This window comes from Candidatus Caldatribacterium saccharofermentans (assembly GCF_050267035.1).
Classification (GTDB): domain Bacteria; phylum Atribacterota; class Atribacteria; order Atribacterales; family Caldatribacteriaceae; genus Caldatribacterium; species Caldatribacterium saccharofermentans.
This window is the reverse complement of record NZ_CP187957.1, coordinates 620335-635048: the sequence shown is the minus strand read 5'-3', so window position 1 is coordinate 635048 and position 14714 is coordinate 620335. Positions and strand designations below refer to the sequence as shown.

Genomic DNA, 14714 nt, shown 5'->3' with positions numbered 1-14714 from the left:
CTTGGGAAATCCGGTTGTGGTCTTCCAGGAAGTGACGAAGGAGTATGCTCGAGGTGTCCGGGCCCTCGAGGGGGTTTCCTTCGAGGTTGAGGAGGGGGAGTTTTTCTGCCTCATCGGTCCCTCGGGGTGTGGCAAAACGACGCTCCTCAAAATGGTGAACCGGCTCCTTGAGCCCACCTCAGGAAGGATTTTCGTCTATGGCCGGGATGTGCGGGCATGGGACCCCATTGCCCTTCGTCGAAGCGTCGGCTACGTGATTCAGCAGATAGGGCTTTTCCCTCATCTCACCGTTGAAGAGAACATGACCTATGTTCTGGCCATTATGGGAGTCCCCCTGCAGGTTCGTCGGCAGAGAGCCCGGGAACTCCTTGGGGTCATCGGTCTTGACGAATCGTACCTGCGGCGTTTCCCCGGGGAGCTGAGCGGGGGAGAACGTCAGCGGGTTGGGGTAGCCAGGGCCCTGGCAGCCGACCCAAAGCTCATTGTGATGGATGAACCCTTTGGGGCGCTCGACCAGATTACCCGAATGCGGCTCCAGGACGAACTCCTGGAACTCCACCGAAAGCTCAAAAAGACCATCCTCTTTGTAACCCATGACCTTGAGGAGGCGCTGAAGCTTTCTACCCGCCTTGGGGTCATGCGAGGAGGGCGGATGCTTGGGGTGGGTCGACCGCATGAACTCCTTCTTGCTCCCCCGGACCCCTTCGTGGAAGCATTCCTGGGGAGGGGAGGCATCGTTCAGGTGCTCCGGACGATCCGGGTCGGAGATGCACCTCTCCGGAAAATCCAGGAACTCCCCGGTACCTGTCCTTCTGTACCCGTTTCTGCGTCTTTGGAGGACGCCCTGCACCGGATGATTCTTGCATCAAGGAGAACCCTTGCGGTTACCGAGGACGGCACAGGCCGTGTGGTAGGGATTCTGGAGTTCGAGGACCTGTGCCGTTTGCTCCACCGGTATCTCGAGGAAAAACTCTCCTTCACGTGTGCTTGAATTTCAAAACGCCATACTTTTTGCGGGTTTCCCGGAGGATTTCGGCGTACTCTTTCTCGTGTACCACGCATCCGGTGGGCTGTTGCCGGATGAGGAGTTCCATACAGGCGTCGCAGAGCGTGCACCACCGGACCTCTTCGGGCTTTCCCTCAAGGAGCTTTTTGGGGAGGAAGGGGTCTGCCAGAGACTGCCGGCCGATGGCGATCATGTCCACCACGCCGTCTTCGATGTTTTTATTCCCCCAGTAGAGCAGGGAGCTCTTTTCCCGTTCTACGCCGAGGAAATTGTTGTTCCCGTCCCGGAAGATGGAGTACGCCGACCCCATGGTGACGACTTCCGGGGCAAGGACCTTTCGGGCCTCTTTCTGGAAGAAGTGGTGGAGGTAAGCGTAGTCGGGGATACGTTTGTCCGGGTGCGCCAGGGCAATGGTGAGCGAGGGATTTCCTGCCGAGACAAGGACGAAATTCGCTCCCCGTTCCTTGAGACCCCGGAGGAGATCCAGGGGCTCAGAAAGGTCCATGATGGCCGTGTCCGGACCGGCACAGCCCTGTCCTCCCGGAATCCCCTCCCACATGGTGACCTTGGAACCCAAAAGGAAATTTGGGTCGGGGATTGCCTTGCGTATCCGCTCATAGATTTCAAAGGCGAATTGCCGCCGCCGCTCCCAGGGTCCCCCGTACTTCCAGGGACGGTCGTTGTAAGGACGCAGGATCTGGGTTCCAAGGTACCCGTGGCAGAGCTTCACGTCAACACCATCGGCCCCTGCATCATAGGCAATCCTTGCACCCAGGACGAACTGGTCGACGATGGCGTCAACGTCCTCTTCGCTGAGAAGGTCTCCGCCAAGGCCTGGAAGAGGCTTTACGCAGACTCTTCGGGAGAACTCGGGGTTGCTCAGCTCTCCTGCATGGGTGAGCTGGAAGATGAAAAGCGGCTTAGGGTTCACACGTTTCATCTCGGTAACGAACTTCTCGAGGGCTTTGGCGTTGTGGGGCATGATGCTCAGCTGGTTCAGGCGGGCCCGGCTCTCGTAGCTCACGGTGATGGCCTCAAGGAAGATCACCCCTGCGCCCCCCTCAAAGAGCCTGGCATAGCGCCGGTAGGTTCGGGGAGAGGGGTTACCGAGTTCATCAGAATCGCAGCACTCCATGGCGTTGATAACCAGGCGATTCGTGGCTTCTTTCTTCCCGATGGCAATGGGGGTGAAAAGAGGGGACTTTTCCATAAGTTTCCCTCCTCTCCTTTTTTCTTCAAGGATAGGGAGGAGAGGCTCGAGAAGGAATACCAGAAAAATCCCCGGGAAATTCCAGGACTACCTCGAGCGTTGCAGAGCGGCAAAGAGTGATTCCTTTGTCTTCTGGATTCCCAGTTTTTTCCGGATGTTGCCCCGGTGGAAGTCCACAGCCTTTTTGGAAATCGAAAGGACCTCGGCGATTTCTTTGCTCGTTAATCCCTGGGCGAGAAGCCGGGCAACTTCCCATTCCCGGGGTGTTAGAGAAGGCGCCTGGGACGTGTCTTCTCCCCCACAGAGACTATCCAGGGCTTTCTCGAGGGTGTCAAGGAGCATTCTCTGGATCTCAGAGGAGAGGGCTTCTCGGAGCAGAGAAAGGAGTGGCCGAATACCAGCAGCAAAGAGCCTCCGGCGTTCCTCTTCCCGGTGGCGTTTTTCCTCTTTCTCCTTTTCAAGGAGCTCTCCAAGCAGGGCGACCTGCCCCCTGAGGAGGCGTTCGGTGACCCTGAGCTTTTCCACTTCCGCTTCGAGCACCTTTTCTTTCGTGATGTCTTCCACGTACTCAATGGCACCGACAATCTTTCCGTTGCCGTCGCAGAGGGGGAAAACAATGAGCCTCTGCCATCCCTGGATCTCTCTCTGTGGTCCGTGGTAGGGGACGATTCCCGTGGCAACGCGCCTTTCCCGGAGGGCGTTACGGGTAGGGCAGAAAGTACAGGGAGTGCTTCTCCCGTGGTACATCTTGTAGCATTTTTCACCGGGACGGAATTTTCGATGAGCGTACCACTGATGCATGGTGGTGTTCATTTCAAGGACACGGAAGCGGGTGTCGAGAATGCTTACACCCTCTTCTAAAGCATCGAGCATCTCACCCGGAATGCTCAGGATGTCCAAGAGGGGTTTCCCTCCTCGAGTTTTTCTTTTAGAATACCGGAAGGGGAGGAGGAAGGCAAGAAGGAGGAAGTGGTGAAAAGCCTCATCGTGGTTGTGTCGGTCCACCACGGGAATACCCGCCGTGTGGCCCAGGCCATAGGGGAGGTGCTCGAAAGCCAGATTCGGGAGCCTGAGGAACTGGCGCCAGAAGATCTCGCGGCCTTTGACCTTGTGGGTTTTGGCTCTGGAATCTACTTTGGGAAATTCCACGAGCGACTTGTGGCTTTTGTGGAGCGTTTGTCCTGTGGGCAGGGGCAGAAGGTGTTCGTCTTTTCCACAAGTGGCCTGGGGAGAGCCATCGCCAACCGGCCCCTTGAGGAACTCCTGAGGCAGAAAGGCTTTGCCGTTCTTGGGAGTTTCACCTGCAAGGGGTATGATACCTTTGGGGTACTGCGGGTGTTTGGAGGAATCAACCGGGGGAAACCCGGGGAGAAAGAGCTTGGAAAGGCCAGGAAATTTGCCCGTTTCCTGAGGATACTCGTAGCAGAGGGAGGAGAAAACCATGCTTGAGGAACTCAAGAAAGCGGTCTGGCAGGCAAATCTTGAACTGCAACGCCAGGGGCTTGTGCTGCTCACGTGGGGAAATGTGAGCGGGATTGACCGGGAACGAGGTCTTGTGGTCATTAAACCAAGTGGTGTTCCTTATGATGTGCTGAAGGCGGAACACATGGTGGTAGTGGACCTTGAAGGAAGGGTAGTGGAAGGAAAACTCAATCCATCTTCGGATACTCCAACGCACCTTGAGCTCTACAGGAACTTCGAAAAAATCGGCGGAGTCGCTCATACCCATTCTTCCTGGGCCTGTGTCTTTGCTCAGGCGCAAAGGAGCATCCCCTGCCTTGGTACCACTCAGGCGGATACCTTCTTCGGCCCTGTTCCATGTACCCGCCTCCTGACCCGGGAGGAGATTGAAAGAGAGTACGAGCGGGCAACAGGCAGGGTGATCGTGGAGTGTTTCCGGGATCTTGACTACGAGGCGATTCCCGGGGTGCTTGTGGCTGGTCACGGTCCCTTCACCTGGGGGAAAGACCCCATGGACGCGGTCCATGCAAGCGTTGTGCTTGAAGAAGTGGCAAAGACCACCTATTACGCTTTGCTTTTGAATCCCACGTTAGAGAGCATTCCCCGGGCACTTCTTGAGAAGCACTTTTTCCGAAAGCACGGGCCAGGGGCATACTACGGTCAGAGGAGGGAAACGTGAGGTACCAAACCCTTAAGGTGGTGGCAAATCGAGTGGAGGCGGAGCTCATCCGGGGGTACCTTGAGGCGGAGGGTATCCGGGTACTTTTAAGGCCCGCTACAAGTCCCTACGGAGGAACAGCCTACTTTGGTGACACAGGACCTTTTGAGGTCCAGGTCCCTGAGAGGAGTTTCGCCAGGGCCCGGGGGATTCTGGCAGGACTTGAGGAAAAGGGTGAGGAAAGGATATAATATCATTGTCCTTTGAAGGAGGGGGAAATTTGGCAGAGCATATCGATGTCCTAGTGAGGCGGCGTCGCCGCGAGGAACGACGTTTTCAGCTGCTCCTTTTCCTTCCTACCATTGTGTTCCTCGTCCTCATGGTGCTTTTTCCTCTTGTGTACTCTGTGCGCATCAGCTTTTATGACTACGTCCGTGGCCGGGAGCCCCGCTTCATCGGTTTTGGCAATTACGCGCAGCTTTTCCGGAGCGAGCAGTTCTGGCTGGTGACCTGGGTCACCCTTCGCATCACCCTGACGTGCCTTGCGATTGAAATGGGACTGGGACTGCTCCTTGGTTTTGCCCTGAGTCAGAAGGTTCCGGGAATGGGTGTTTTTCGGGTCCTCATTTTCCTTCCCATGATGCTCGCCCCTCTTGTGGCTGGTCTTTTCTGGCGATTGCTCCTTGACCAGACGTTTGGGCTTGTGAACTTCTTCCTGGAACGGCTTGGGTTTCAGGCTGTGGAATGGCTCACCGATCCCCGCTTTGCCATCTGGGGTATCATCATTACCGATGTCTGGCAGTGGACGCCCTTTGTGGTGCTCCTTATTCTGGCAGGCCTTGGCACCATCCCCCAGGAACTCCAGGAGGCAGCGACCCTTGACCGGGCAAGTCCCTGGATGCGCTTTCGGAACATCTACCTTCCGTATCTGCGCATGCCCATTCTCCTTGCAGTCCTTTTCCGATCCATCGATACCCTCAAAATGTTCGACGTCCCCTACATCCTCACTGGTGGAGGGCCGGGAGACCTTACCACCACCCTTTCGCTTCTCGGGTACCGGAACCTCTTTTCCTTCTTCAAAGTCGGGGTAGCTTCGGCCATTTCCTGGTTTGTTGTGATTATTGTCAACGTTCTGGTGAACGTTCTCCTCAAAATCCTGAGTCCCCGCAGGAAAATCCCCCGGGAGATGGTGGATACCGGGTTGTGAGGGGTCAGTATGCGTGAAGAAGCAAAGATAGTCATCCGACGAGTGGTCTTTCTGGTTGTGGCTCTGGGCATCACCCTGGCCTTTATGTTCCCCCTGGTCTGGGTTGTCCTTGCTTCCTTGAAGACCCGTCTGGAAATCTTTGTACTCCCACCGAAGTGGATTTTCCTCCCTACCCTTCAGAACTATCGGGATATTCTCCACTCTGACTTCCTGTACCAGCTCAAAAACAGCCTCCTCGTTGCGGCGATTTCCACCGGGGTTTCCCTGGTCTTTGGCAGTCTCACAGCTTATGGTTTCTCCCGGTATCCCATCCGGGGCAGCGACAACATCCTTTTCTGGATTCTGTCACTCAGGATGCTGCCTCCTATAGCGGTGGTCATTCCTTTCTACCTTCTTTTCCGTTCTCTGGGGCTTCTCGATACGACCCTGGCGCTTGTCCTTGTGTACTGCATCTTCAACATTTCCTTTTCCATCTGGGTCCTTAAGGGCTTTTTCGACGAAATTCCCATAGAGCTTGAGGAGGCGGCAAAACTCGATGGGTATTCCCCTGCCCAGGTGTTCTTCAGGGTGAGCCTCCCCCTTGTCCGGCCTGGACTGGCCACCACCGCCATCTTTTGCCTCATCCAGTCGCTCAACGAATTCCTCGTGGCCCTGACCCTGACCACAAGGAAAGCCGTCACGGCCCCGGTGGGACTGGCAAAGCTCCAGACCTTTCTTGGGACTGACTGGGGGCGAATTTCTGCAGCGGCGGTGATTTTCATGGTTCCCGTTGTGGTGTTCACGGTGTTTGTGCGGAATGAGCTCATCAGGGGCATGAGTTTCGGGAGGATGCGGTAGATGGCAACCCTGGTGCTTGAGAAGCTCAACCTCTGGTATGGGAAGCATACCCATGCGGTTCGAGACGTGGACCTCGTGGTGGAAGACGGAGAACTTTGTGTTTTCCTTGGCCCTTCGGGGTGCGGGAAGACCTCAACCCTCAGGATGATCGCGGGATTCGTTCGACCCACCTCAGGCAAGATTTACCTTGATGGGCAGGTCATCAACGACCTCTATCCCGGGGACCGGAACGTGGCCATGATTTTCCAGAGTTACGCCCTGTACCCGCACATGACCGTTCGGGAGCAGCTCGCCTTCCCCCTCCAGGCCAGGCGTCTTTCCCGGCAGGAGATCGCAAAGCGTGTGGAGGAAATTGCCCATTTCCTGCATCTTGAGGATTTCCTCGACCGGTACCCTCAGGAGCTCTCCGCAGGGCAAAGGCAGCGTGTGGCCATCGGCCGGGCGCTCATCCGTAAACCCCGGCTCTTCCTCATGGATGAACCACTGAGCCAGCTCGATGCCCGGCTCCGGGTGGAGATGCGGGCGAATCTTCGCAAGCTCCAGCAGGAGCTCCGGATCACCACCATTTACGTCACCCATGACCAGACCGAAGCCCAGGGTCTTGCGGACAAGATCATGGTGATGCACCAGGGGCGAGTGCAGCAGGTGGGGAAGCCCATCGAGATTTACGAAAATCCGGCGAACCTCTTCGTGGCGGGGTTCATCGGCATGCCGGCCATGAACTTCCTGCGGGGAGTCCTTGTGCGAGGAGAAAGACTTGCGTTTCAGGGGAACGGCGTGCGCCTTTGTTTCTCCAGGGAGCTTGAGGGGAAGCTGGTCGGTTTGCCACAGGAAGAGGTCATCCTTGGGATTCGTCCGGAACACCTCGTTCTTGCCTCGGAGGAGAAAGAGGAGAATACACTCACCGGTGAAGTATACGTGGTCGAGCCCCAGAGCAATGAGTACATTATTGACCTCAGGGTGGGTGAGGAAATCGTTAAAGTTCGGCTTGAGAAGCGCAACCTTCCGGGGTCTCCTCGAGGGGGAGAGAGGATGCGGGTCTTCTTCGAGGACCGCTACCTCTACGTCTTTGACCCGGTGACGGAGAAACGCCTTCTCTGAGGGGGAATGGGATGTCGGAGATTCGTCTGGAGAATGTCCGGGTCCGCTACGGGAAAAACGTGGTGCTCAGGGACGTGAGCTTCACCGTCCCCGAGGGGTCGCTGTGTGTCATTACCGGTCCCTCTGGGTGCGGGAAAACCACAGTGCTCCGGGTCATTGCAGGACTCACGAAACCCGAGCGTGGCATGGTGTACCTTGGGGGGAAACCGGCTCTCCACATCCTTCCCGGAGAGCGGGACGTGGCCATGTGTTTCCAGACCTTTGCCCTGTACCCGCACATGACCGTTCGGGAGAACTGGATGTTCCCTCTCTATGCGGAGAAACTCTCCCCGCAGGAAATGGCGCGACGCATCGAAGAGGTGACCCGGCTCCTTCACATGGAGTTCCTCCTTGACCGCTATCCGGGACAGCTCTCAGGAGGCCAGCAGCAGCGGGTGGCCCTGGGCAGGGCCCTGGTTCGCCGGCCCAAAATCTACCTTCTGGATGAACCCCTAGGGAATCTCGACGCAAAGCTCCGAGTGGAGATGCGAGCAGAAATCCGGAAAATTCAGGAGACCCTGGGCATCACCACGGTTTACGTCACCCACGATCAAACCGAAGCCCAGGCGGTGGCTGATATCATGGTGGTTATGGATTTCGGTGAGGTAAAGCAGGTGGGGACTCCTGAAGAGGTATACGAGAAACCCGAGAACCTCTTCGTCGCTGGGTTCATCGGCACGCCCCGGATGAACTTCTTTTCCCTTGAGGTTCAGGAGGGAAACGGTCAAGTTTTCCTTGTCTCCCAGGCGTTTTCGCTCCCCCTTGATGCGCACCAGGGGGCACTTTTGAGGAGACAGAATATCCCCAGGGTGATTCTGGGGGTTCGGCCAGAGAATGTTCTGTGTACGTTGCAACCTGGAAGTGGTTCGTTCCCTGCGGTACTTGAGGTTGTTGAGCCTCAGAGTAACGAGTATATCCTCACCTTGAGAAGGGAAGACGTGATCTTCAAAGCCCGACTTCGCCGGGATACCCTTGGTTTTACCCCTGAAGTGGGACAAAAGGTTTGGGTACGGTTTGAGGAAGGCTTCTGGCACCTCTTTGATCCCAGGACCGAGAGGCGACTCGAAGGGAGGGGGTGAGATACTCTCAAAACGCTATTCTCCGATTCCTCGAGAAAAAGTTGTGCTAAAAGGAGGCGAGAAAGGTGAAGCGGTGGCTTTTGTGGGTTGTGCTGGTGTTCTTTGTGGGAAGCAGTGTGGCGTTGGCGGAGGAGGTTACCCTGCGAATTCTGAGCCTTCCCTGGCCGCAGACACCGGTTGAGCAACGGCTGGCGAACGAAATTTTCACCCAGAAGACCGGCATCAAAGTCGTTATTGAAAGCCCTCCATATCAGTTTGTGGAGTACAAGATTCGGGAGATTATCGACAGCAGAAGCGACGAATACGACCTTTTCGAGTACGACAGCCAGTGGATTGGAGAGATGGTCCTTGCAGGAGGTCTGGAGCGCCTTGACACTCCGGAGTACCTGTTCTCGCCAGAGAGCACCATCGACTTCGAGAAAGATTTCATCCAGGGGTTTGCCACCTACATCGGGAAGTTCCCCACCCTGGGGGACGATGCCCTGCTTCCTGGAGAGGCCTGGAAGAACTACGCCGATAAACCCCTTTACGGACTTCCCTGGACCTGTGGAGGGCTGATTTTCAGCTACCGCAAGGACCTCTACGCAGAGGCCGGTATCCCCGGTCCCCCCGATACCTGGGATGAGATGCTGGAGTACGCGAAGAAACTCACTGTAGACCTTGACGGTGATGGGAAGATCGACCGTTACGGCATGGCCTGGTACGCCACACGCCTGAGTGACGGCATCACCCAGCAGTGGCTTCCCTTCCACTTCTCCTTTGGCGCGGAACTCTGGGACCCCAAGACCTGGACGGCTCAGGGCATCATCAACTCCGACCGGGCGGTTGAGGCACTCCAGTTCTTTGTGGACTTTAACCTGAAACACAAGGTGGTTGACCCGGCCACGGCCAACTGGTTTGTGGATGAGATTATGAACGCTGCGACCCAGGATAAATGCGCCATGTGGTTCACCTGGGTGAGCTTCGCCAATGTCGCCGATAACCCCGCCCTCTCGAAGACCGCCGGGAAATGGGGCTACACTGTCATGCCCGGGTACCGGGATCCACAGACCGGCCAGATTCGACGGGCCTCCACCTTCGGCTCCCAGGGCATCGGTATTAACGCATTCTCGAAGCACAAAAAGGAGGCCTGGCTCTATCTGCAGTGGCTGAAGTCCTACGAGATTGAGAAGATGCTCGTCGATGATCCGACTGCCGGGTACGCCAGTGCCCGCACGGACCTTCTTGAGTACCAGAAGCAGTTCGAACCGAAGTGGGCCTCTATCCGAACCATCATCGAAGGCATTGCCCGGGATGTCTGGACGTGGCCCGAGTATGCTGAGCTCCTTGACATTCAGCAGCGAGAGCTCAACCTTGCCTACATTGGGAAGAAGACCCCCAAGGAAGCCCTGGACAACATTGCCCTTCTGCAGCAGCAGGTGCTCGACACAAGCCCGAATAATCCCAAAAACCAGTAAGAGAAAGGGGAGGGTGTTTGCCCTCCCCTTTGCTTTTGAGGGAGGGAAGAATATGCCGGACAGGGTTCGGGTCGGCATTATCGGTTCCCGTTTTGAGGCGGAAATCCACGCCATTGCCTTTCAGAAGATTCCCCACGTTGCAGAAGTTGTGGCCGTTGCTTCCCCAACGCCAGGACATGCCGAGGCTTTTGCAAGGCGTTTTGGCATTCCTCGCTTCTACACCGATTACCGGAAAATGCTTGAAGACAAGGACATCGATATGGTCACCATCTGTGCCCCGAACTACCTCCACGCCCAGATGACTGTTGACGCGGCGCAGAGTGGCAAGCACGTGGTGTGCGAGAAACCGCTTTGCATGAACCTTGAGGAAGCTGACCGGATGATCGAGGCCTGCAGGGAGAACAGGGTTTTTCTCTTCTACGCCGAGGAACTCTGTTTCACCCCCAAGTACGTCCGGGCCAAGGAGCTCGTTGACGAGGGGGCTTTAGGGAAGGTGTACCTCGTCAAGCAGAGCGAGAAGCACTTCGGACCACATTCTGACTGGTTCTGGGATGTGGAACGTTCCGGTGGCGGCGTCCTCATGGATATGGGGTGCCATGGGATTGAATTCGCCAGGTTTATCCTGGGAAAGCCAAAGGTGAAAAGTGTCTATGCCCACCTTGGGACCTATGTGCATCGGGAGAAAACTCGGGGTGATGACGAGGCGGTCACCATTGTGGAATTCGAAAACGACGCCTACGCCGTTATCGAGAACAGCTGGGCCAAGCGAGGTGGGATGGACGATCGGGCAGAGATTTACGGCGAGGGCGGTGTGACCTATGCCGTGCTCCACATGGGGATTTCCCTCGTGACCTACAGCGAATACGGGTACGGATATGCAGTGGAGAAAGCCCCGACGACGAAGGGGTGGACCTTCACGGTGTATGAAGAAATCTGGAATTATGGGTTTCCTCAGGAGATGGAACACTTTGCCCGCTGTGTCCTGGGTCTGGAGCAACCAAAAGAGACGGGAGAGGATGGGAAGGCCGTTCTTGAAATTCTCTGTGCTGCCTACGCTTCGGCGGGGGAGGGGAGGAAGATTACTTTCCCCTTTGAGGCACGGGGAGTCCGCAAGCCCATTGACCTCTGGTTGAGGGGCTTATGAATCCCAAGGCGGTCTTTCTTGGTGCTCAGGAGATTGCCCGCCTCCATGAGGCATCGCTGCGAATGCTTTCTGAAGTTGGTGTTCTGATTCCTGACGAAGAGATTATGGCGTTGCTCTGTGCCCATGGTGGGGAAAAGAAAAATGGCCGGGTTCTTTTGCCTGCAGCCCTTGTGGAGAAAAGTATTGCGCAGGCGGGAAAATCCTTCCACCTGTACGGGCGGGATGGGAAAAGGTCAGTTGCCTTTGCCCAGGGGGCAATGGTTTTCTGTTCCTCTCCCGGACAGTTTGCCCTTTTTGATGGTGAAAAGCGGCGGGAACCGAGAAAGGCAGACTTCCTCCAGGCGATCCACCTTGCCCATCACCTTCCCCACATCGATGTGGTTGGAGGACTGTTTCTCCCCGCCGAGTACCCTCCCCAGAGAAGAGAAGTGTACATGGCCCGGGAACTTTTTGCCCGAACCGATAAACCGGTATTCCTCTGGTTTTCCCGAAAGGAGAACTTCGCCTCCGTTTTTGCCATGAGCGCAGTGTGCGCAGGAAGTGAAGAGGCAGCCCGGGATGAACCCCGTCTTTTCGCTTTTCTTGAGCCGATAAGCCCTCTGCGTTTTCCTCAAGAAGGCCTTGCCATTCTCAAAGAGGCGGTGGCTTTAGGGCTTCCGGTCATGATTGGGCCCATGGTCCAGGCAGGGTCCACAGGTCCTGTGACCCTGGCGGGGACCCTGGCCCAGGAGAATGCCGAAATCCTTTCCGGCGTTGTGATTGCTGAACTCCTTCGCCCCGGGACTCCTATCTGCTATGGGGGTATTCCCCATGTCATCGACCCAAGGACCGGGATGATTTCCTTTGGTTCTCCAGAGCAGGGGCTCTTGAGTCTGGCCATGGCCGAGCTTGGGGCATCATATGGGTTCCCGGTGTACGTCAATGTGGGGCTTACGGACAGTTGCGCTTTCGATCCGCAGAATGGATGGGAGAAGGGTGTAACACTCATCCTTGGGATGCTTGCCGGAGCCACAACTTTTGGGCACATGGGTATTGTGGGCAGTGACCAGGGAGGAAGTCTCTGGCAGCTTGTCCTTGACAACGAGCTCATCGGCTTTTGTAAGCGCGTGGTGCGAGGGTTCTCCATCGATGAGGAGACCCTTGCCTTTTCTGCCATACGTGAAGGTGTACAAGAAGGTTCTTTCCTGCCGCTTCCACACACGGTACGGTGGTTGCGAGAGGAACTCTGGGTTCCTCCCTTGAGCTTTCGGGGGACTTTCCGTGCAGGGGAGGGAATTCTTGAGCGCATCTGGACTTTTCTGGAAGAGGTATTTTGCCTGCCTCTTCCGCTTCTTGAGGAAGAGAAGCTCCGGCAGCTTGATAGCTTTTTGCCTTGGGAGGGTGAGCCATGCCAGGGGTGCTCTGGGGTGAAATGACGGCCTGGGAGGTTGAGAAGCAGAGGGAGGTTTCGGGGAGAGTCATTGTCCCCTGTGGTTCCACTGAACAGCACGGGAAACATCTCCCCACTGCAACGGACACTTTCTGTGTCCTTGAGGTGGCAAAGCTTGTGGCTGAGCACTGCGATGCGGTGGTGGCTCCACCGCTCTTTTTCGGTCTTTCGTACCCTCACCGGGGATTTCCCGGAACCATTGAGCTTTCTCTTGAAACCTATCTCCGGGTGATCCAGGACATCGCTCTATCCCTTGCCCGGGGAGGGTGGAAGAAGATTGTCTTCCTCAACGGTCACTACGATAACCTCTACGCCATCGCCTATGCCCTGGCGGAAGTCGCGCCTTCCTTCCCCCCAGGAACCATCGCCTATACCCTTTCCTACTGGGAGGGACTTGCGGGCGAGGCTTCCTCGGTATTTACCGAAGGAGGACGGGGGCTCCATGCCGGTCTTGGAGAAACAGCGCTTTGTCTTGCCATACGTGGGGAACTGGTAAGAAGGGATGGTATGGAAGAGGAATTCCTCGCTCGCTCTCCCCTGCCATCTCCGGTGCACGTGGCGTATTTTCTGACCCATCCCGGGTCGCTTTTTAAGGTGACAGCAAGTGGTGTGTGGGGAGACCCTCTTCCCGCCACCGAGGAAATTGGGAAAAATCTCCTGAAAGAGTGGATAGGTTCACAGAGATCTGCAACAGGTAGGGTAGACAAAAAGGTGCAGGACCCTGTATCCTAACTCGGTGTCGAAAACCCTAAGAGAAGGGAGGCCCTGCACCTACATGAAGAGTAGCACAAAGGGAGCAAAAAGTCTATCGGCATATTCTGGTGCATCCATGCACCTGGTGAGCTTCCCCCATGGAAGCTCCATTGCTAAGCTCGCTAGAATCCATGGACTCTCCAAAAAAGCCAGGATTCGCCTTGAAATCCTCGACTTTGCTAAAACCCACCCTGTGGCCGTCACTTGCCGGAGGTACGGAATAGCTCGGAGTACATACTACCGGTGGAAGAAAAAGTTCAACCCCAGAAACCTCCAAAGCCTTGAGGATAGGTCCAGAAGACCCAAAAAGATCCGGAAGCCCCAGTGGACACCAGAGCTTGTGGAGAGGATTCAAAGACTCCGGGAGGAATTCCCCTTCCTGGGGAAAGGGAAGCTCACCGTCCTCCTCAGGAGAGAGGGTTTCACCGCTTCTTCCTCCACCGTGGGGAGGATCCTCAGGTATCTCAAGACCCGGGGTCTCCTCAAAGAGGGAGAGAAACCGAGGAGGGTTTCTGCGACAAAAAGCCCACGGGGGAATCAAAGACCCCATGCCCAGAGAAAACCCAGAGACTACAAGGTGGTATCCCCAGGAGACCTCATCGCCATCGATACCCTGGACATCCGTCCCCTTCCTGGAAAGGTGTATAAGCAATTCACTGCCGGAGATCTTATCTCCAGGTGGGCCTATTCCTCCCTCCATTCTCAAGCCACGGCCAACCTCGCCAGGGTGTTCCTCGAGGAACTCCTCAGGAAGTGCCCCTTTCCGGTGCGGGCTATTCAGGTAGATGGAGGAAGTGAATTCTATGGGGAGTTTGAGAAGGCCTGTAAGGAATACGGTATCAAGCTCTTCGTCCTTCCTCCAAGGTCTCCCAAGCTCAATGGGATGGTGGAACGGCTCAACCGGACCTTCCGGGAGGAGTTCTGGGCGCACTATGAGGATGAAGTAGATCTTGCAACCATGAGGTTCCACCTTAAAAGGTGGACGGAAGAGGTGTACAATAGGAAAAGACCACACTGGAGCTTGGGGTACAGGAGTCCTTGGGAGTACCTGAGAGACACCGGACTTGTTGAGTGTCCCACATGATGTGGACCTATACAAGAGCTTGTCGAGTCCTGTACAAGGCTTATAATAGAAATAGAGGAAGTCTTTGCTGCTTTGCCCAAACGGCACTAAGGAGGGGGGCCTGGGGAGTCTTGAACCCTTGACCTGGCTGACTCCCCGGGTGCACCCAAGCTGCAGAAGATGATACTGCGCATCCTGGCAAAAATCAAGCGTTCTTTGAAGAGATATTCCGGTTTTCCCCGCTGGGTTCCCTGGGAACTCCTCTGTTCT

Annotated in this window: 15 protein-coding genes; 13 read left to right on the top strand and 2 right to left on the bottom strand. The window is 56.1% G+C overall.

Annotation, left to right across the window (positions count from 1 at the left end):
- Nucleotide 1 precedes the first annotated feature (1 nt).
- Nucleotides 2–991, top strand: a complete 990-nt coding sequence (locus ACPT9Q_RS03285) for an ABC transporter ATP-binding protein (RefSeq protein WP_427366312.1) — start codon at nucleotides 2–4, stop codon at nucleotides 989–991.
- Here ACPT9Q_RS03285 and ACPT9Q_RS03280 read toward each other — a convergent pair.
- Together ACPT9Q_RS03280 and ACPT9Q_RS03275 are read right to left on the bottom strand one after the other, a co-directional pair.
- Nucleotides 978–2216, bottom strand: coding sequence for a hypothetical protein (locus tag ACPT9Q_RS03280; RefSeq protein WP_017872459.1), 1239 nt, complete (start codon nucleotides 2214–2216; stop codon nucleotides 978–980). The genes ACPT9Q_RS03285 and ACPT9Q_RS03280 overlap by 14 nt on opposite strands.
- Nucleotides 2217–2303: 87 nt before the next feature.
- Complete coding sequence (locus tag ACPT9Q_RS03275; protein WP_427366311.1) at nucleotides 2304–3116, bottom strand: LuxR C-terminal-related transcriptional regulator; 813 nt, start codon at nucleotides 3114–3116, stop codon at nucleotides 2304–2306.
- Nucleotides 3117–3188: 72 nt separating this feature from the next.
- Between ACPT9Q_RS03275 and ACPT9Q_RS03270 the strand changes: the two genes are divergently transcribed.
- The 12 genes from ACPT9Q_RS03270 (at nucleotide 3189) to ACPT9Q_RS03215 (ending at nucleotide 14465) form a co-directional block, all read left to right on the top strand.
- Nucleotides 3189–3665, top strand: coding sequence for a flavodoxin family protein (locus tag ACPT9Q_RS03270; RefSeq protein WP_427366310.1), 477 nt, complete (start codon nucleotides 3189–3191; stop codon nucleotides 3663–3665).
- The gene (locus ACPT9Q_RS03265) at nucleotides 3658–4356 is read left to right on the top strand and encodes an L-ribulose-5-phosphate 4-epimerase AraD (protein WP_017872462.1); all 699 of its coding nucleotides are present in this window, start codon (nucleotides 3658–3660) and stop codon (nucleotides 4354–4356) included. The genes ACPT9Q_RS03270 and ACPT9Q_RS03265 overlap by 8 nt, the downstream gene beginning before the upstream one ends.
- Complete coding sequence (locus ACPT9Q_RS03260) at nucleotides 4353–4586, top strand: putative signal transducing protein (protein ID WP_017872463.1); 234 nt, start codon at nucleotides 4353–4355, stop codon at nucleotides 4584–4586. The genes ACPT9Q_RS03265 and ACPT9Q_RS03260 overlap by 4 nt, the downstream gene beginning before the upstream one ends.
- 29 nt (nucleotides 4587–4615) lie before the next feature.
- The gene (locus tag ACPT9Q_RS03255; protein ID WP_427366309.1) at nucleotides 4616–5542 is read left to right on the top strand and encodes a carbohydrate ABC transporter permease; all 927 of its coding nucleotides are present in this window, start codon (nucleotides 4616–4618) and stop codon (nucleotides 5540–5542) included.
- 9 nt (nucleotides 5543–5551) lie between these two features.
- The gene (locus ACPT9Q_RS03250; RefSeq protein ID WP_017872465.1) at nucleotides 5552–6379 is read left to right on the top strand and encodes an ABC transporter permease subunit; all 828 of its coding nucleotides are present in this window, start codon (nucleotides 5552–5554) and stop codon (nucleotides 6377–6379) included.
- Entirely contained in the window at nucleotides 6380–7480 is a 1101-nt protein-coding gene (locus ACPT9Q_RS03245) for an ATP-binding cassette domain-containing protein (RefSeq protein ID WP_017872466.1), read from the top strand.
- A gap of 11 nt (nucleotides 7481–7491) precedes the next feature.
- Nucleotides 7492–8598, top strand: coding sequence for an ATP-binding cassette domain-containing protein (locus ACPT9Q_RS03240; RefSeq protein WP_017872467.1), 1107 nt, complete (start codon nucleotides 7492–7494; stop codon nucleotides 8596–8598).
- Nucleotides 8599–8663: 65 nt separating this feature from the next.
- On the top strand, nucleotides 8664–10055 hold the full coding sequence (locus ACPT9Q_RS03235; RefSeq protein WP_427366306.1) for an ABC transporter substrate-binding protein: 1392 nt from the start codon (nucleotides 8664–8666) through the stop codon (nucleotides 10053–10055).
- 52 nt (nucleotides 10056–10107) lie between these two features.
- Complete coding sequence (locus ACPT9Q_RS03230; RefSeq protein ID WP_427366305.1) at nucleotides 10108–11199, top strand: Gfo/Idh/MocA family protein; 1092 nt, start codon at nucleotides 10108–10110, stop codon at nucleotides 11197–11199.
- On the top strand, nucleotides 11196–12614 hold the full coding sequence (locus ACPT9Q_RS03225; protein WP_427366303.1) for a trimethylamine methyltransferase family protein: 1419 nt from the start codon (nucleotides 11196–11198) through the stop codon (nucleotides 12612–12614). Before ACPT9Q_RS03230 ends, ACPT9Q_RS03225 begins: the two co-directional genes overlap by 4 nt.
- Nucleotides 12587–13360: a creatininase family protein gene (locus tag ACPT9Q_RS03220; RefSeq protein WP_427366301.1), complete on the top strand. Its 774-nt coding sequence runs from the start codon at nucleotides 12587–12589 to the stop codon at nucleotides 13358–13360. Before ACPT9Q_RS03225 ends, ACPT9Q_RS03220 begins: the two co-directional genes overlap by 28 nt.
- 43 nt (nucleotides 13361–13403) lie before the next feature.
- Nucleotides 13404–14465, top strand: coding sequence for an integrase core domain-containing protein (locus tag ACPT9Q_RS03215; RefSeq protein ID WP_427366300.1), 1062 nt, complete (start codon nucleotides 13404–13406; stop codon nucleotides 14463–14465).
- The last annotated feature ends 249 nt before the right edge of the window (nucleotides 14466–14714 follow it).